The 17,541-nt window shown below is 64.3% G+C and carries 17 protein-coding genes and 2 tRNA genes; 9 read left to right on the forward strand and 10 right to left on the reverse strand.

Going from position 1 to position 17,541, the window contains the following annotated elements; all coding sequences use genetic code 11:
- Window positions 1-56 precede the first annotated feature (56 nt).
- The 7 genes from tpiA to rimK all read right to left on the reverse strand — a co-directional run bounded on the left by tpiA (window position 57) and on the right by rimK (window position 6,980).
- A complete protein-coding gene (tpiA, locus tag ACN0S5_RS12445; protein WP_417208632.1) occupies window positions 57-806 on the reverse strand; it encodes a triose-phosphate isomerase in 750 nt (249 codons plus the stop codon).
- Between the two features lie 487 nt (window positions 807-1,293).
- Window positions 1,294-1,617, reverse strand: coding sequence for a TfoX/Sxy family protein (locus ACN0S5_RS12450; RefSeq protein ID WP_417208633.1), 324 nt, complete (start codon window positions 1,615-1,617; stop codon window positions 1,294-1,296).
- Window positions 1,614-1,997, reverse strand: a complete 384-nt coding sequence (locus ACN0S5_RS12455; RefSeq protein ID WP_417208634.1) for a HesB/IscA family protein — start codon at window positions 1,995-1,997, stop codon at window positions 1,614-1,616. The genes ACN0S5_RS12450 and ACN0S5_RS12455 overlap by 4 nt, the downstream gene beginning before the upstream one ends.
- Before the next feature lie 79 nt (window positions 1,998-2,076).
- Window positions 2,077-3,765 (reverse strand): mechanosensitive ion channel family protein, encoded by a 1,689-nt coding sequence (locus ACN0S5_RS12460; protein WP_417208635.1) that lies wholly within the window; start codon window positions 3,763-3,765, stop codon window positions 2,077-2,079.
- Window positions 3,766-3,803: 38 nt separating this feature from the next.
- Complete coding sequence (locus tag ACN0S5_RS12465) at window positions 3,804-4,997, reverse strand: multidrug effflux MFS transporter (RefSeq protein WP_417208636.1); 1,194 nt, start codon at window positions 4,995-4,997, stop codon at window positions 3,804-3,806.
- A gap of 67 nt (window positions 4,998-5,064) precedes the next feature.
- Entirely contained in the window at window positions 5,065-5,427 is a 363-nt protein-coding gene (locus ACN0S5_RS12470; protein ID WP_417208637.1) for an SUF system Fe-S cluster assembly protein, read from the reverse strand.
- A 137-nt stretch (window positions 5,428-5,564) separates the two neighbouring features.
- Window positions 5,565-6,980, reverse strand: coding sequence for a 30S ribosomal protein S6--L-glutamate ligase (gene rimK, locus ACN0S5_RS12475; RefSeq protein ID WP_417208639.1), 1,416 nt, complete (start codon window positions 6,978-6,980; stop codon window positions 5,565-5,567).
- 370 nt (window positions 6,981-7,350) lie between these two features.
- Here rimK and ACN0S5_RS12480 point away from each other — a divergent pair, with 370 nt between their 5' ends.
- Window positions 7,351-8,289: a pirin family protein gene (locus ACN0S5_RS12480; RefSeq protein ID WP_417208641.1), complete on the forward strand. Its 939-nt coding sequence runs from the start codon at window positions 7,351-7,353 to the stop codon at window positions 8,287-8,289.
- A 79-nt stretch (window positions 8,290-8,368) separates the two neighbouring features.
- Here the strand turns inward: ACN0S5_RS12480 and ACN0S5_RS12485 are convergent, their stop codons facing one another.
- Window positions 8,369-9,136 carry a polysaccharide deacetylase family protein gene (locus tag ACN0S5_RS12485; RefSeq protein ID WP_417208642.1) on the reverse strand — a complete coding sequence of 256 codons (768 nt, stop codon included), beginning with the start codon at window positions 9,134-9,136 and terminating at the stop codon, window positions 8,369-8,371.
- A gap of 245 nt (window positions 9,137-9,381) precedes the next feature.
- Here ACN0S5_RS12485 and ACN0S5_RS12490 point away from each other — a divergent pair.
- Together ACN0S5_RS12490 and ACN0S5_RS12495 are read left to right on the forward strand one after the other, a co-directional pair.
- Window positions 9,382-9,458, forward strand: a tRNA-Asp gene (locus ACN0S5_RS12490).
- 37 nt (window positions 9,459-9,495) lie between these two features.
- Window positions 9,496-9,572 (forward strand) — tRNA-Asp (locus tag ACN0S5_RS12495).
- 288 nt (window positions 9,573-9,860) lie between these two features.
- On the opposite strand, the gene ACN0S5_RS12500 is transcribed toward ACN0S5_RS12495, so the two are convergent.
- Window positions 9,861-10,430 carry a YcbK family protein gene (locus ACN0S5_RS12500; RefSeq protein ID WP_417208643.1) on the reverse strand — a complete coding sequence of 190 codons (570 nt, stop codon included), beginning with the start codon at window positions 10,428-10,430 and terminating at the stop codon, window positions 9,861-9,863.
- Window positions 10,431-10,754: 324 nt separating this feature from the next.
- Between ACN0S5_RS12500 and ACN0S5_RS12505 the strand changes: the two genes are divergently transcribed.
- From ACN0S5_RS12505 to ACN0S5_RS12520, 4 genes are read left to right on the forward strand one after another with little or no spacing between them, the layout of a single operon-like run.
- Window positions 10,755-12,383, forward strand: coding sequence for a L,D-transpeptidase family protein (locus tag ACN0S5_RS12505; RefSeq protein ID WP_417208645.1), 1,629 nt, complete (start codon window positions 10,755-10,757; stop codon window positions 12,381-12,383).
- 40 nt (window positions 12,384-12,423) lie between these two features.
- Window positions 12,424-13,515 carry a UDP-3-O-(3-hydroxymyristoyl)glucosamine N-acyltransferase gene (lpxD, locus tag ACN0S5_RS12510; protein ID WP_417208646.1) on the forward strand — a complete coding sequence of 364 codons (1,092 nt, stop codon included), beginning with the start codon at window positions 12,424-12,426 and terminating at the stop codon, window positions 13,513-13,515.
- Window positions 13,516-13,552: 37 nt separating this feature from the next.
- Window positions 13,553-13,813: an acyl carrier protein gene (locus ACN0S5_RS12515; protein ID WP_417208916.1), complete on the forward strand. Its 261-nt coding sequence runs from the start codon at window positions 13,553-13,555 to the stop codon at window positions 13,811-13,813.
- Window positions 13,810-15,018 carry a beta-ketoacyl-[acyl-carrier-protein] synthase family protein gene (locus ACN0S5_RS12520; RefSeq protein ID WP_417208648.1) on the forward strand — a complete coding sequence of 403 codons (1,209 nt, stop codon included), beginning with the start codon at window positions 13,810-13,812 and terminating at the stop codon, window positions 15,016-15,018. Before ACN0S5_RS12515 ends, ACN0S5_RS12520 begins: the two co-directional genes overlap by 4 nt.
- 157 nt (window positions 15,019-15,175) lie before the next feature.
- On the opposite strand, the gene mnmA is transcribed toward ACN0S5_RS12520, so the two are convergent.
- Complete coding sequence (mnmA, locus tag ACN0S5_RS12525) at window positions 15,176-16,318, reverse strand: tRNA 2-thiouridine(34) synthase MnmA (RefSeq protein ID WP_417208649.1); 1,143 nt, start codon at window positions 16,316-16,318, stop codon at window positions 15,176-15,178.
- Between the two features lie 122 nt (window positions 16,319-16,440).
- Between mnmA and ACN0S5_RS12530 the strand changes: the two genes are divergently transcribed.
- Together ACN0S5_RS12530 and ctrA are read left to right on the forward strand one after the other, a co-directional pair.
- Window positions 16,441-16,719: a DUF1153 domain-containing protein gene (locus ACN0S5_RS12530; RefSeq protein ID WP_417208650.1), complete on the forward strand. Its 279-nt coding sequence runs from the start codon at window positions 16,441-16,443 to the stop codon at window positions 16,717-16,719.
- Between the two features lie 94 nt (window positions 16,720-16,813).
- The gene (ctrA, locus tag ACN0S5_RS12535; RefSeq protein WP_323768763.1) at window positions 16,814-17,530 is read left to right on the forward strand and encodes a response regulator transcription factor CtrA; all 717 of its coding nucleotides are present in this window, start codon (window positions 16,814-16,816) and stop codon (window positions 17,528-17,530) included.
- The last annotated feature ends 11 nt before the right edge of the window (window positions 17,531-17,541 follow it).

Genomic DNA, 17,541 nt, shown 5'->3' on the forward strand with positions numbered 1-17,541 from the left:
CCCGGGTCAGGCCCGGGGCGGGGGGTGTGGGGTCCGGGGTGGGTGTTCGAAGGGCGTTATGCCTCCATCGGGGCGTTGTTCAGGGCCTCGATGATGGGGCCGAAGTCGGCGGCTTTGAGGGAGGCCCCGCCGACCAGAGCGCCGTCGACGTTGGGCACGGCGAAGATGTCGACCGCATTGGCGGGTTTGACAGAGCCGCCGTAGAGGATGCGGGTCGAGCGGCCCACGCCTGCGCCGAAGCGGCGTTCCAGACGGGCGCGGATAAAGCCGTGAACCTCGGCGATCTGGTCAAGCGTCGGCACCTTGCCGGTGCCGATGGCCCAGACCGGCTCATAGGCCACCACAAGCCGGTGGGCGGTGGCGCCGTCGGGGATCGACCCGGCAAGCTGCCCGCCGATGATGTCCAGCGTGTTGGCGTGCTCGCGCTCGTCCAGCGTTTCCCCGACGCAGACAATCGCGGTCAGCCCGGCTTCCCATGCGGCGTGGGTCTTGTCGCGGATCTGGGCGTCGGTCTCGCCGTGGTCTGTACGGCGTTCGGAATGACCGAGGATCACGTAGGCGGCCCCGGCGTCGGCCAGTTGTGGCGCGGAGAGATCGCCGGTGTGCGCGCCCGAGGCGGCGGCGTGGCAATCCTGTCCGCCGAAGGCGATGGCGGGGGCGGTGTCGGCCGCCAGCGCGATCAGCGTGGCAGGGGGGCAGATCAGCACCTCGGCGGCCCCTTCGGAGACGGCCAGCGCCGTCAACTCGGCCAGAGACGCCTTGGTCCCGTTCATTTTCCAGTTGCCCGCAGCCAGTTTGCGTCGCATGTGCCTCTCCCTGTTTTTCCGGATCAGTGTCACCGGGCAGCGCGCGGCGTCAAGCCCGCGTGCGCGGCGCGCGACGACGTGACAGGTGGGGGCGTCGCAGGCCCATGGGGGAGGGCCGCCGTCCGGCGCTCCTGACGGCCCTGCGGGCGCGCAGATCGCCCCGCACGCCGTCCCGTGAGGCGTGCCTTGCGGCGTGGGGGCCGTCCTGCGGTGTGCGCCTTGCGGCGCGTGCCTCTGTCCCGTCATACGCGCCTTGCGGCGCGTTGGGCGCTTCAGGAGTCACCAGGGAACAAACCCGCCTGTTCCCCAAACCCCTCCCTCGCTTTCTTGTTGCCTGAGCCACCCCCCGCACGGAGGCAAGGGCAAGCCGCGCAAGCGCGGGGCTGCGCCCCCTTGCCACCGCACGGGCGGCGGCTCTGATCGGCATCAAGCGAGGGAGGGCTCCGGGGAACAGGCTTTGGCCGGGGTATCAGAGGTGGCCGGGGTATCAGAGGTGGCGCAGCGCCTCGCGGGCGAGGGAGACCGCCTCTTCGGGGTCGTCAAGCGCCGCGCCGGGCAGGGTCCAGTAGGGCATGGCAGCGCTTTGCCCGGTCTTGCGGGTATAGGTCCAGCGGGTGCAGCCCATGTCCTCGAGCCGGGCGATGAAGGGGCCGGCCCCTTTGAGGAATATACCGCCTTCGGGGTGCAGGATCGCGAAGATGGTGCCGTCGTGATAGAGGCAGAGGCCGCCCATCATCCTGCGGGTGGTGATCGCTCCGAGGCCCGAAAAGAGATCCTTGGCAAAGGCAATCTCTTCGGGCGAGACGCTCACCCCTGGGCGTCCTGTTCGGCGGCGAGTTCTTCGACGTCCTTGAACTTGATCGACTCGCCGCAGCCGCAGGCATCCGCCACGTTGGGGTTGCGGAACTTGAACGCGGATTCCAGCAGCGCGGTTTCATAGTCGATTTCCGTGCCGAAGAGGAACATCTGCGCCATCGGCGCGATCAGCACCCGCGCGCCGTCCTGTTCGACCACCTCATCGTTGGTATCCGCCGCATCGACGTAGTCCATGGTGTATTCCATGCCCGCACAGCCGCCTTTCTTGACGCCGATCTTGAGCCCGAAGCGATTGTCACGCTCCATCAGCTTGCGGATCTGGCGCACGGCGGCGGGGGTGATCGTGACAGGGGATTGGCCGGGAATGCCGAACATCGGATGCTCCTTTTCTGACTGCAAACCTAGGGTATGCGGTGAGCCAGAACAAGGGGGGGCCGGGCGGCGGCGCGGCTTGTCAGGCGGCGGCGCGGCTGGACGCGACGCTGTCGACGGGCGGCACGATGTCGGGAAAGATGGTGACGCCCTCGTCCGCCTGCATTCTGGTGAGGCGGGCGATCAGCGCCTCCCGCGCGAGGCAGGCGGTGTCCCATGAGCTGTTGGGATCGCGGCAGGGGACCATGAACCAGACATCAATGCCAAAGGCGTCCTGTCCGGTCACCCGCACGGAGGATTTGTCGCGGTCGTCCAGATCGCTTTGGTCGAGATCGTCCAGCACCGCCTCAAAGCAGCGGCGCAGGCGGTCAATGTCCACCTCTGGTGCCAGCTTGAACTTGAGCACGCGGAGCATTTCCGGCTCTTTCAAGGCCCAGTTTTCAAACGTGGTGGCAGCGAATTCGCTGACCGGGACCACCAGGCGGGTGCCGTCCCAGTCGGCCAGTTGCACATAGGTGAAGTTGATCCGCTCCACATGGCAGAGCGCGCCTTTGTAGACCACGCGGTCGCCGATGCGGGCGGATTGGTTCAGCGCGATCTGGAGCGAGGCCAGGATATTGGTCAGGATGGTGCGCGCGGCAAAGCCGAGGATCAGGGTCAGTGCGCCCGCCGAGGCCAGCAGCGAAAACCCGTAGGTGCGGAACAGGTTGGCCGAGGCCAGCACGATGCCAAAGCCGAACAGAAAGACGATGATGACAAGAATGCGGCGCACGGCGGCGATGCGGGTGGCGCGGGTGCGGGCCTCGTCGAATTGCTGGCGGGTGAGGTCGAGTTCGTCAAAGCCGGTGATCTGGTCGAGGATGACCTCGATCACATTGACGATCAGCATCAGGGCGGCGGTGACAAACCCGGCGGCGATGAGCGGGGTCAAGACGCTGTTCAGACGACCGGAAAAGACAAAGACGGTCTGTGTGCCGAAGGCAAGGACCAGAGCAACGGCGGCCAGCACCATCGGCAGCCGCGCGGCGCGAAAGGCGGCGCGGGTGATGCGGCGGGTGGCGTGACGGCCGATCCCGCGCAGGGCGACGGCGGTGCCCTGACCGGCAAGCCCGGCCAGCAGCACCAGCAGCGGCAGGCCGAGAACCTCCCACCACATCAGCCGCCAGAAGGCGTGGCGGCGCAGGCCCTCGGGCAGCAGTTCCTCATATTGCGAGGGGCCGTAGGCGGCGTAAAGCGCGGGGATCTTTTGCACGGTCTGGCGCGAGACGACCCAGACCGGATTACCCTCCGCCGGTTTGATCCGGTCCAGTCGGATGGCGGCGGGAATGCCGTCCAGCTCGATCTCCCAGACCAGCAGGGAGCGGCGTTTCATGCCTGCGGTGGCGGAACTGGAGGTCTGACGGGCGTCCAGCGCGTCGGGCCGGTCAAGGATCTGCCCCCAGTCCAGCACGGCGCGCCGTTCGATCACGGTCAGCAGTTCACGCGCGAGGCGGGCCCCGTTGGCGGCCTGATCCTCTGGCGCGAGGTCGGACAGGTCCAGAAGATGCGCGCGGGACAGGCCCTCGGGGTCAGTGGGGGCGCTGCGCAGGAGCGATTCCATCGTGGCGCGCGGCGTGCTGCGGTCCAGCCAGTTGGGGGTGGGGCCAAGGCCGGGGTTGAGGGTTTCGACCTCAAACCACGGGGTGACGGACTGCGCCTGTGCAAGCGGGACCAGCAGCAGCAGCCAGAGGGTTGCCAGCAGCAGGGGGACAGAGTTCTCGGCGCGTTGCATCAGGGCGTCAACGCACCTGCGCCCGGTGTGGTTCCCGATCAGGCCGAGACGAGCGGCTCTGGCCGCAGGGCGGGCAGGGCGACCAGCACCGAGCTCAGCGCCACGCCCCAGAGCAGCCAGAGCAGGTGGACCGGGTCGGGCGTGTCGCCCAACAGGTGCCCGGCGACCGAGGTCATGGCCGCGCCGAACCCCAGCATGACCGCCCCGGACAGCCCGGCGGCGCTGCCCGCCAGATCCGGGCGCACCGACATGGCGCCCGCCATGCCCGCCGGTGTGCTCAGCCCGTTGGCCACGCCGATGACCGGCATCAGCAGGAAAAAGCGCCATGTTGCGCCAGGGTCCAGCGACCAGAGCAGCAGCGCCGCCCCAAGGCCCAGAGCCGAGACCAGCCGCCCGGCCAGCACCATTTGGGCCGGGGCCACCCGCCCGCCAAGTCGGCGCGAGACAAACGACCCGGCGACAAAGCCCAATGGCGGCAGGCCGACCAGCGCGCCGATGCTGCTTTCGGAAAGGCCGAAAACAGCCTGACCAAGGATCGGCGTCCCGGCGAGAAAGGCGGAGAAGATGCCGATGCCAAGGCCCATCGACAGGGTGTAGGACCAGAACCGGACATCGCGCAGCAGGGTGGGATAATTGCGGAACTGCGCGGCGACCCCCTGACCGCGGCGGGTGTTGGTCTCTCCCACGTCGCGCCAGCACAGCCAGAACAGACCGCCGCCCAGCACCGTGAAGACCCAGAGCGACGCGCGCCAGCCAAAGGCCTGATCCAGAAAGCCGCCGACCACCGGGGCCACCATCGGCCCCAGCGCGATGGCCATGCCGATGGTGGCCAGACGGCTGGTGGCCTCATTTGGCGGCGAGGTGTCGCGCACGATGGCGCGCGACAGCACGTTGCCCGCGATGACAGAGGTCTGAAGGATGCGGAATACCATGAAGCTGGTGAAATCCGGGGCCAGCGCGGTGCCCAGCGAGGCGGCGGTGAACAGCGCCAGCGACCAGAGCAGGATCGGCCTGCGCCCGTAGAGGTCCGACAGCGGCCCGATCAGCAGTTGCAGCCCCGCCGTGATCAGCATGAACAGCGAAATCGCAAGGCTGGCGCGGGCATAGGAGATGTCAAAGCCCGTCGCCATGTTCGCCAGTGAGGGCAGGAACATATTGATCGAGACGATGCCCAGCACCGTCATCAGAACGAGGGTGATCAGGCTGGGAGGGGTCAGGGGAATGGGGCGCATGGGGGCAATCTGATGAATGCCCCTGCGATACATGTTTTCGACGCCAGGCAACAGGCCCGGCGGAGCATTACATGAAGCCGAGTTCCAGCCGCGCCTCGTCAGACATCATGTCCATGCCCCAGGGCGGTTCCCAGGTCAGATCCACATCGACTTGTTTGACGCCCGGCAAGGGTTCGACCGCTTCGGCGACCCAGCCCGGCATCTCACCGGCCACCGGACAGCCCGGAGCGGTGAGCGTCATGATGATGCTGACCTCGTTCTGGTCGTTGATGTCGACGGTATACACCAATCCGAGGTCATAGATATTGACCGGAATTTCCGGGTCATAGACCGACCGGCACGCCTCGACGACTGTGTCGTAAAGCGGGTGGTCGGTGCTTGACGGGGCGATCAGGGGAGCGCCTTCCATCTGCGGGTTCGGCTCGGTCATGATGGTCTTTCGTTGGTCTCGGTTCTTTGGGATATAGGCGAGTGGGATAGTCAGGTAAAGGCGTAGCGGGAAATTTGACTGCATACGCAGGAGGCCGCGCAGAAGGCTGCGCGGGGGCCTGCGCGGTTCGCCGGGGGTCAGGAATCGTCGTCTGACACGATCCGTTTGACCGGGGTCGGGCGGACTTTTGCCTCTATGTGCTCATAGAGCAACCCGGCTATGTTCTTCTTTGTCGCGGTTTCAATGCCTTCGAAACCGGGGCTGGAGTTGACTTCCAGCACCTTGGGCCCGGATTCAGAGCGCAGCAGGTCCACCCCCGCCAGATTGAGCTTGAACGCCCGCGCCGCACGCAGCGCCGAGTCGCGTTCCTCCTTGGTGATGCGCACCACTTTGGCCGAGCCGCCGCGATGCAGGTTGGAGCGGAAATCGCCCTCTGCCCCGGTGCGTTTCATGGCCGCGACGACCTTGCCGCCGACAACCAGACAGCGGATGTCCTCTCCCGCCGCCTCTTTGACGAAGTCCTGCACGAGGAAATTCGCCTTGAGCCCGCGAAAGGCGTCGATCACGGATTCGGCAGCCTTTTTGGTTTCGGCCAGCACCACGCCTTTGCCTTGGGTCGATTCCAGCAGTTTGACGATCATCGGCGCGGTGCCCACCAGCCGCATCAGCGACTGGGTGTCCTTGGGCGAGGCGGCAAAGGCGGTGTTGGGCATACCGATCTTGTGCCGCGCCATCAGTTGATGGGCATAAAGTTTGTCGCGTGAGGCAGAGATCCCTTCGGAACCGTTCACGCAGAAGGTGCCGATGGTCTCGAACTGGCGAATGACGGCGGTGCCGTAGGAGGTGACGGATGCGCCGATGCGCGGGATCACCGCGTCGTAGCGCGGCAGGCGTTTGCCGTCGTAATGCACCTCTGGCGACAGGGCGTTGATCGCCATGTAGCAGCGGGTGGTGTCGATGACCTCAACCGTGTGGCCGCGCGCCTCGCCCTCTTCGACCATGCGGCGGGTGGAATAATTGTCCTCCCGGCTGAGGACGGCCACCCGCAGGCTGCGGTTCGGGGCGGCCTGACGCACGCGGGCGGTGGTGTAGACATCGTAGGACAGCCGCGGTTGCTGAAAACGGTCGGTGGCCACGATGGTGATGTGATCCTTGAGCGCCTCGCGCCCCAGCAACATGCGCGAGGCCATGGTGGAGCGGTCGGTCAGCGTGATTTCGATGCGCCAGCTTTCCTCGCCCACGCGGAGGGTCGAGGCGATGACGTACCGCGATTCCGTCTCTCCGTTGGAGGAAGTCACGTTGCGGCGGTCCACGATCCGCGCGGAGCAGGGAATCACAAGATCCTCGCGCCCCGGCACCGGGTGGACGGTAAAGCGGACCTTGGGGGTCGAGGCCGGGCCAAAGGTTTCGATGTCGAAGGCGTGCAGCGCCGATGTCCGTGCGCCGGTATCGACCTTGGCCCGCATCGCGGGCAGGCCGAGGTCAGGGAGCGAAACCCATTCTTCCCATCCAAAGCGGATCATTTCGGGATTCGGTTCCTGTTGGTCGTCCATATGGCCCTCCTCTCAGAGCCACTACAGCCCTAACAAGCCGTCCGCTTGGCAACAAGACCCGGCGCGGCCCGGCGGCGACGCTGTGGTCAATCGCGGACCCCGCCGACGCAGGGCCGGGCATTCCGGCGCGGTGTGCGGACACCTACACGACACGGGGCGCGCGTCTTGGACGGAGGTATTGCCATGTCGGCATTGTCGCCGGGCGCGATTGCCTGTCCAAAACCGGAGGTTTGGGGCAGGGTCAGGGGGCAGGGTGACGAAACGGGCTCGTCTTTACCTGTGCGTATTCGAACGCTTCTCTCGCGTCTATCGGGGTTTTGTGCGGCTGGTGTGGGTGTATCTTGACGAGCAGCGAACAGGAGGACGCAACATGAGCTGGAACCCCGCGCTGGACCCGCAGTGCCCCACCGGAGACGCGGTGGACAGTATCGACACCCTGATTATTCCGCGCGCCCGTGATCTGGGCGGCTTTGAGGTGCGCCGCGCCTTGCCCGCACCCAAGCGGCAAATGGTTGGCCCCTTCATCTTTTTCGACCAGATGGGACCGGCGGAGTTTCTGCCGACGCGGGGTCTGGACGTGCGCCCGCATCCGCACATCGGTCTGGCGACAATCAGCTATCTCTATCGTGGGCGGATGCATCACCGTGACAGCCTTGGCACCGACAAGTGGATAGAGCCGGGCGCGGTCAACTGGATGGTGGCCGGACACGGGATCACCCATTCAGAGCGGACGGACGACGACACGCAGACCGATCCGATGCCGTTCTTCGGTATTCAGACGTGGGTCGCGCTGCCGAAGGATCACGAGGATTCGGCTCCGGAGTTCATCCACGCCCCCAAGGACGCGCTGCCCGAGATGGACGGCGAAGGCAAACAGGTGCGGCTGATCCTTGGCAACGCCTGGGGCGCGCGGTCGCCGGTGCCAACGGCCTCGGAGATGTTCTATGCCGATGCGGTGTTGCAGCCGGGGGCTGCAATTCCGCTGCCCGAAGAGCATGAGGATCGTGGCGTCTATGTCGTCGAGGGGGCGGTCGAGGTGGCCGGGACAATTTATGAGTCCGGTCAGATGATGGTCTTTCGGCCCGGTGACCGGGTGTCGCTGCGCGCCGGGGCGCAGGGGGCGCGGCTGATGATGCTGGGCGGGGCCACTCTGGAAGGGGACAGGTTCATCTGGTGGAACTTTGTCGCCTCCTCGCGTGAGCGGATCGACGAGGCCAAAGAGGCATGGCGGCGCGGCGATTGGGAGACCGGCCGCTTTCAGCTGCCACCGGGGGACAACAGCGAGTTCATCCCGCTGCCCGACAGATAGGCCGCACCGTCAGACCGGGACGCTGCCGAAGCCGGTGGTTTGGGGAACGCAAAGCGTGCGGATCAGAGCGCGGCCCGGATCACCCGGCAGAGGCGACGGTGCGGACGAAGTTGCGCTTTTGCCAAAGCGGCCAGCCCATCATCTGACTCATGGTGCCGAACTTCATGCCGCGCGCGGTCAACCCGTCAAAGGTCTGCGGCATGGCGCGGACGGTGCCGCTCTGGATGTCGTGGGTCAGAATCACCGAACCGGGGCGCGAATGCGACAGGATCCGGCTGGCCACAACGCTTGCGCCCGGACGCCGCCAGTCCTGCGGGTCGACCGACCACAGGATCGTCGGCAGGCTGCGTGAGCGGTACAGCATCTGGCGCTGGCGATGGGTGAACGCGCCATAAGGCGGGCGGAATGTCACCGGCGGACGGCCTGTTACCTTGAAGATGGCATCCGAGGTCCGGTCGATCTGGTTCAGGACATAGCTGTCCGAATAGCCGGCAAGGTTGGGGTGCGACCAGCTGTGGTTGCCGATCTCGTGACCTTCGTCCGCAATCCGCTTGACAATATCCGGCCATGTGACGACCCTGCGACCAATAAGATAAAACGTGGCGCGCAGATCACGTGCTTTGAGCATATCGAGGAGTCTTGGGGTCAGGGTCGGATGCGGCCCGTCATCAAATGTCATTGCCACCACCGGAGACGCGGTATTGACCGCTGTCACTGTTACCCAGTCTTTTGACACCATGTCCTGAGGCAGGGAAATTTCAGGCGCGGCCCAAAGCGTGTCCGGGCGGAAAAAGGCAAGAGCGGCTGAGCCGGCGGACACGAATGTCCGGCGCGAGAAATTTGACATGATACGACCTTGGCAATGGCGGGCGAGCAGACCCTCCGACACAAGCCGGGACGTTCAAAAATGGCAAGGTATTTCCCGAAGGCGGGAAATCGCCGTCGCATGGGCGTGGCTAATCGGCAACGGAGTGTGGCGCGCAAACCTCGGAAAAATTGCGCCAGAAACCGGGCTGAAACCGCTTGACGGGGCAGGGGCCTGCGCTTAGAAGCCCTCTCACGCCAAGGCCAAGAGGTCACGGCGGCAGTCAAGCGGTTGTAGCTCAGTTGGTTAGAGTACCGGCCTGTCACGCCGGGGGTCGCGGGTTCGAGCCCCGTCAACCGCGCCAACACTGCCCCGAAACCCGATGCGCCCGGCGGAAATGCGCGGTTGTAGCTCAGTTGGTTAGAGTACCGGCCTGTCACGCCGGGGGTCGCGGGTTCGAGCCCCGTCAACCGCGCCATTTCCCCCTCTGAGGGGGCTTTCAAACATCCGAACAAAAATTCCCAACGGTGCGGAACCCGACGCGGGTGCGCGCGTTATCTGTGTGAACACCGGGGCGTGCGGGATGGCCAGTGTATGGAATACCTGACTGTCCCGTCCCCGGCCGATCGGCGAATGTAAGATGTCCGCAAAGAGACAGAGGCCGCTGATAGACTCGTCGTAGAGGGGCGCGTCGCAGAGGGTCGGGCAAACGTAAAAAAGGCGCCCCCAATGGGACGCCCGCACAAACGGATAAGACGGTGTAGGGTCAGCTTCCCCAGCTGCGCACCGGGCCGCAGTCCATATGGACAAAGTCGGACCGGGTGTAACGACCGACACCGCCGCCGCCACAGGCCTTGGCGGCACTGTACATCTGGCCGACCGAGCGGGAGGCCAGCCGAAGATCCGCCGCCTGCCCGTAGAGGTGGCGCGAATTCTTGGCGACGCCCGATGACCGGGCGCGCAGCATCGCGTTTGTCGACGGGCTGCGATAGCCCGAGATGAGCATATAGGGCTCGGACACATCCAGCAGGTTGTGCGCCGCCGCCATGATGTCGATCGTTCTTGCGTCGATTGACTTGATTTCGTCGTTGCGCCAGTCGCGCATGAAATAATTGATCTCCTTGATCGCGTCGGCGAGGTAGTCGCCCTCGATCCAGTAGATCATATCAACCCGTTCTCCGGTGCGACCGGAGTACATACGGATGCGGCGGATGTCGCCTGCACCGCGCAGAAAGCCTGCCGCGTTGGAGTAGGTGGGTGCTGCCGCAACAGCGGAGGCCGCAAATGCGCCAAGCAATGCGCGGCGCGTGAAACCGCCAGAAGTCATCTCTGTCATGTGAGCGCCTGTCCCGTAGTCGCCGTGTATACCTGTCGGCGCAACGTTGTGCGCCATCTGCCATCTATCCCCAGATGCCAAGGTGTATATGACACGAATCGAGTCCCTCAAAAAGAGTGATTTGTTGTTATTTGTAATGATCAAGGGGGAATTGGCGGGATTCTGCCCACCGTCACGCAACTGTGGCACGTTTGCGCAGAGTTGACACGGTTTCGACACGGTCGACATGTTGGCACAAATGTGAATAGACAGACGTAGCGCGCTGTATGCACTGTGGTTTTCGGGGAATGTTCGGGAAATGGTTGGTCGATGAAGGATTTGGGAATGCATATAAGGAACAAACGGGCGGTTTTGCAGGCCGTTGTTGCAGCAGGTGCCGTTTGGCTTGGGGCTGCGCTGCCACTGGCGGCGGAGGACGGGCTGACGCTGAAGGTTACTGCGTTCAAGCAGGCCGTGGCCGAAAGCATTGCCGAAGACGACAGCGTTGCCGCCTTTTACCGCGCCCGCGACTTTGCACCGATCTGGACCGGGGCCGGGGACGCGGACCGCGCCCGCCGCCTTGCGCTGATCGAGGCGTTCTCGCTGGCCGATGTGCACGGGCTGCCCGTGCGCCGTTATAATGCCCAAAGCCTGCTGAACCGAATGGCGCAGGCGTCCGACGGCCGTTCGCGCGGGTTGCTTGAGGTCGAACTGACCCGCACCTTCATCCAGTTTGCAAATGACCTGCAATCCGGCGTTCTGGAACCCGGCAAGATCATCGACGATATCAAGCGTGAGTTGCCGCGCCGTGATCCGCAGATGCTGCTGACCCGGCTGATCGACGAAGACCCGACAGCGGTTTTTCTCAGCCTGGTGCCCAACAGCCCGGAATACACCCGCCTGATGCGGGCCAAGCTGCGGCTGGAACACAAGGTGCGGCAAGGGGGCTGGGGGCCGACCGTTTCTGCGGGCAGTCTGCGTCCGGGCAATACCGGCAACGCGGTTGTGGCCCTGCGCAACCGGCTGACCCTGATGGGGTACATGAAACCGTCGCTCAGCATGTCCTATGACAGCGAGATGGAGGCGGCGGTCCGCGAGTTTCAGGAAGACCACGCCTTGCCCGAGGACGGAGTTGCCGGTGGCGATACCATGCGGGCGATCAACGTCGGCCCCGAGGAACGGCTGAAGTCGATCATGGTCGCGATGGAGCGGGAACGCTGGCTGAACCTGCCCGAGGGGCGCGGCAAGCGGCACGTTCTGGTCAACCTCGTGGACTTTCACGCGCAGATCATCGACGACGACAAGCTGACCTTTGAAACAAAGTCGGTCATCGGCCATCAGGCCCGTGACCGCCGCACGCCCGAGTTTTCGGACGTGATGGAACATATGGTCATCAACCCCTACTGGTATGTGCCGCAGTCGATCATCCGGGGGGAATACCTGCCGGCGCTGCGCAACAACCCCTACGCGGCGGGGCATCTGGAGTTCGTGGATTACCGTGGCCGCGTGGTCAGCCGCGAATCTGCGGCGGCCTATGCGGCCTCAGGCGGGGCGTTCCCCTATACCATGCGTCAGCGGCCGGGGCCGGGGAATGCGCTGGGGACGGTGAAGTTCATGTTCCCGAACGCCTATGCCATCTATCTGCACGACACCCCGTCGCAGCATCTGTTCTCGCGCGAGGTGCGGACCTTCAGCCACGGCTGTATCCGGCTCGACGATCCGCATGATTTTGCCTATGCGCTTTTGGCGCGGCAGATGGACGATCCCGAAACCTATTTTCAGACCACGCTGCGGTCCGGCCAGAACACCAAGGTGCCGCTGGAGACGCCGATTCCCGTGCACCTGATCTATCGGACCGCCTTTACCAAGGCGAAAGGCCACATGAACTATCGCAACGACGTCTACGGCCGGGACGAAATCCTGTGGCGCGCGCTGAACGACGAAGGGGTGGTCCTGCGGTCGGGTCGCAGCTAAACCTCATCCGGACAGAGCCGCGCTTCGTCCGGGAGATCACATGCCGTTCACCATCAAAGACATCGCAAGCGCCCTCGGCATGACTGCCGAGGGCGATCTTTCTCTGACCGTCAGCGGATTGGCTGAACCGGCTGACGCGGGGCCGGACCATCTGGCGCTGGCGTCGCGCCCGGAATACACCGAGACGCTGAGCCGGGGCCGCGCGCGCGCTGCGCTGCTGGCGGCGGGCACCGACTGGCGGGCGCTGGGACTGGAGGCCGCGATTCTGGCCGACCGGCCGCGTTTTGCCATGTCTGGCCTGACGGCGATGATGGACCCCGGCGCGGGCTATGGCCCCGGCATCCACCCGCAAACGGTGATCGACCCCGCGGCGGATCTGGGCGCGGGCGTGTCGGTGGGGCCGTTTACGGTGATCGAGGCCGGGGCGCAGATTGGTGCCGGGTCCGTCATCGGACCGCAGGTCTATATCGGGCGCGACGCGGTGATTGGCGCGGGCGCGTTTTTGCACAGCGGCGTGCGGATCATGGCGCGGGTCACGATTGGCGACCGGTTTGTGGCGCAGCCCAATGTCGTGATTGGCGGTGACGGGTTTTCCTTTGTCACGCCAGAGGTGTCGGGCGTGGAAAAGGCTCGCGCCTCTCTGGGCGAAGAGGGCACCGACAGCGCGCAGGTCTGGGCGCGGATTGCCAGTCTTGGCGCGGTGAGCATCGGCGACGATGTCGAGATCGGCGCCGGGTCAACGGTCGACAAGGGGACGATCCGCGACACGCGGATCGGCGACGGCACCAAGCTGGATAACCTTGTGCAGATTGGCCACAATGTCGTGATCGGGCGCAACTGCCTGCTGTGCGCCAACGCGGCGGTGGCCGGGTCCACGGTGATCGGCAACAACGTGGTGCTGGGCGGCAAGGCGGGGGTGTCGGACAACCTGCGGATCGGCGATGGCGCGATCCTTGGCGGGGCGTCGGTGGTTTTGTCCAACGTGCCTGCGGGCCGGGTGATGCTGGGATATCCGGCGATGAAGATGGACGCCCATGTCGAGTCCTACAAGGGATTGCGCCGGCTTCCGCGGCTGTTCCGTGACGTCGCAGAAATCAAGAAATCGGTTTCAAAGCTAATGGGAAATGACTAAGTCTCCGGCAAATCTGGACAAGCGTGGGGCCGAGGTCATGGACGTCAAGAAAGAGGTTCTTCAGATCATTGCGGATCAGGCGATGCTGGACGTTTCGGATGTGACGATGGAAAGCACACCCGAAGATCTGGGCATCGACTCTCTGGGATTGGTCGAGGCGATCTTTTCCATCGAAGAGAAATTCGACATTTCGGTGCCGTTCAACGCCAACGATCCTTCGGAATCGGACTTCGATATCTCGTCGGTGGCGAAGATCGTCGAGGGCATCGAAAAGCTGATTGCCGAGCAGACATCGTGAAACGTGTCGTCATTACCGGCGCGGGGACAATCAACGCGCTGGGTCAGGACGTGCCCGCCACGCTGGAGGCGATGCGCGAGGGGCGGTGCGGCATCGGCGAGCTGGAGTTTCGTGACGTCGAGCGTCTGGCCATCCGCATCGGCGGTCAGGTCAAGGGGTTTGAGCCGGAGACGGTTTTCAACCGACAGCAGATGGCGCTGTATGACCGGTTTACCCAGTTCACCCTGCTGGCGGCGCGCGAGGCTGTGGCGCAGTCGGGGTTGGAATTCAAAGGCGACCTGGCGGACAGTTCCGGCGTGGTGCTGGGCACCTCCGGCGGCGGAATGACGACGCTGGATGACAATTATCGCGCCGTCTACGAAGAGGGCAAGAACCGGGTCCATCCCTTTATCGTGCCCAAGCTGATGAACAATGCCGCCACCAGCCATGTCAGCATGGAGTTCAACGTCAAAGGCCCCAGCTTTACCGTGGCGACCGCCTGTGCCAGTTCCAATCACGCGATGGGGCAGGCGTTCAACATGATCCGGTCGGGCATGTGTACGGCGATGATCACCGGCGGGTCGGAATCGATGCTGTGCTTTGGCGGGGTGAAGGCCTGGGAAGGGCTGCGCGTCATGTCCAAGGACGCCTGCCGTCCGTTTTCGGCCACCCGCAACGGTATGGTGCAGGGCGAGGGCGCCGGGGTTTTTGTCTTTGAGGAATATGAGCACGCGCGCGCCCGTGGAGCGGAAGTTCTGGGCGAGGTGCTGGGCTTTGCCATGACCTCGGACGCCGCCGACATCGTGATGCCGTCGAAACATGGCGCCGCGCGGGCCATATCCGGCGCATTGAAGGACGCGCGTGTGGCCAAGGATCGGGTCGGCTATATCAACGCCCACGGCACCGGGACGGCGGCCAACGACAAGACCGAATGCGCCGCCGTTGCGGATGTGTTCGGCACCCATGCGGATGATCTGATGATTTCTTCGACCAAGTCGATGCACGGCCACCTGATCGGCGGCACCGGGGCGGTGGAGCTGCTGGCCTGCCTGATGGCGCTGAAGGACGGGGTGATTGCGCCCACCATCGGTTATGAGGAACCCGACCCGGAATGCGCACTGGACGTGGTGCCGAATGTGGCGCGCGAGGCGGAGGTGGATGTGGTGCTGTCCAACGCCTTTGCCTTTGGCGGGTTGAACGCGGTGCTGGTGCTGGCGCGCGCCTGAACTTTCGGTAATCCAAATGTGCGCCTTGCGGCGCGCCGGATGTCTCGACGGTGGCCTTTGGCCACCGTCTCGGGGCAGGGCGCTGCCCCGTCGCTGCGCTCCCCCGGGTGTATTTATGCAAAGAAGAAGCCTGAGGCGGTCCGCGGGGGGCTGACGTTCAGTGCCCGCGCCAGATCCAGCCGCCGCCGAAGATGCGCGAGCCTTCGGGCGCGTAGAAGACGCAGGCCTGACCGGGGCTGACGCCTTCTTCGGCCACCAGAAGTTCGACTTCGGCCTCGGTCTCGGAGATCGGGCGCACGATAGCCTCACGCGGGGGGCGGGTGGAGCGGACCTTGACGTTCAGGTGCCATTCCTTTTGCCCGGTGAAGGGGGTGTCGCCCAGCCAGTTGATTTCGCGCACCGGCACCGTACGGGTGGCCAGCAGGTCCTTGGGGCCGACGATGACCCGGCGCGTGTCCACGTCCAGTTTCACCACATAGAGCGGATCGGCCAGCCCGCCGATGCCAAGGCCGCGACGCTGGCCGATGGTGTAGTGGATCACGCCGTTGTGCGCACCCAGCACGCGCCCGTCCACATGCACGATCTCACCGGGTTCCGCCGATCCGGGGCGCAGTTTTTCGATCACGGCGGCATAGTTGCCGTCGGGCACAAAGCAGATGTCCTGACTGTCGGGTTTCATGGCCACGCTCAGCCCGTATTTCGCGGCCAGCGCGCGGGTCTCATCCTTTGACGGCAGGTGGCCCAGCGGGAAGCGCAGGAAATCCAGTTGCTGCGGCGTGGTCGAGAACAGGAAATAGCTTTGGTCGCGGGACGAATCGGCGGCGGAGTGCAGTTCCGGGCCGTTTTCGCCCGACATGCGCTGAATGTAGTGGCCGGTGGCCATGCAGTCGGCCTCGAGGTCTTTTGCGGTCTCCAAAAGATCCTTGAATTTTACACGTTCATTGCAGCGGATGCAGGGCACCGGCGTGGCGCCGCCCAGATAGCTGTCGGCGAATTCGTCGATTACCGCCTCGCGGAAGATGTTTTCATAGTCGAGGACGTAATGCGGAAAGCCCATTTCCTCGGCCACGCGGCGCGCGTCGTGGATGTCGATCCCGGCGCAGCAAGCGCCCTTTTTGGCCAGTGCAGCCCCATGATCGTAGAGCTGCAAGGTCACGCCGACCACGTCATAGCCTTCGTCTTTCAGCATCGCGGCGACCACGGAACTGTCGACGCCACCGGACATGGCGACGACCACACGGGTTTGCGACGGCGGCTTGGGCAGGCCCAGCGAATTCAGCGGGCGCGTGTCGAGGGGCATGACGTGTCTCCTTGGAATGCGCGGAATATAGGAAAATCCGAACTACTCACAAGGGGGCGTTTCAGGGGTCGTTAAGTGCCGCATGCCTTTATGGCCGCCACCGAAGTGTTGGAGTTCGGAAGATGTACCTGAAAAAGATCGAAGGTCCGCGTGCTGTAAGGCTGCCCGACGGCAGCACCATGACCCGCGCCGACCTGCCACCGAAAGAAACCCGGCGATGGGTCGCTTCGCGCAAGGCGGCGGTGGTCAAGGCTGTCACTTTCGGGCTTTTGACCCATGATCAGGCCAAGGACCACTACAGCCTCAGCGACGAGGAACTGCTGGAATGGGTCAAGGCCGCCACCCGGCACGGAGAAGATGCGCTGAAGGTCACGCGTGTTCAAAAATATCGTCAACCTTGAGTTGAATTGTTTGTCCGGACGGCTATGGTAAGGGGGCGTTAACCTTTTTCGCTCAGGTTGTATCTCAACCGATGACATTGCCCGGAGACAGTACATGCGTATCCTGCTGGTTGAAGATGATCCGACCACGTCGAAGAGCATCGAACTGATGCTGAGCCACGCCAACCTGAACGTCTATTCGACCGATATGGGCGAAGAGGGGATCGATCTGGCCAAGCTCTACGACTACGATCTGATCCTGCTGGACCTGAACCTGCCGGATATGAACGGGCATGAGGTTCTGCGCCAGTTGCGCGTGGCACGCATCGACACGCCTATCCTGATCCTGACCGGCGAGGATGACACGCAGTCAAAGATCAAGGGGTTCGGGTTCGGCGCGGACGACTACATGACCAAGCCGTTCCACCGTGACGAACTGGTGGCGCGCATCCACGCCATCATCCGCAGGTCGAAGGGGCACTCGCAGTCGATCATCCGCACGGGCAAGATATCGGTCAACCTTGACGCGAAAACGGTCGAGGTCGCGGGCAAGCCGGTGCATCTGACCGGCAAGGAATACCAGATGCTGGAACTGCTGAGCCTGCGCAAGGGGACAACGCTGACCAAGGAAATGTTCCTCAACCATCTTTACGGCGGTATGGATGAACCGGAGCTGAAGATCATCGACGTCTTTATCTGCAAGCTGCGCAAAAAGCTGTCCGAGGCGACCGGCGACGACAACTATATCGAGACCGTCTGGGGCCGTGGCTATGTCCTGCGCGATCCTGAACCCAGCCAGGACGAAACCAAGGCCATCGCCGCCAACGGCTGAGCGCTGGACCT

The sequence above is a fragment of the Antarctobacter sp. genome (assembly GCF_048262615.1).
GTDB lineage: Bacteria > Pseudomonadota > Alphaproteobacteria > Rhodobacterales > Rhodobacteraceae > Antarctobacter.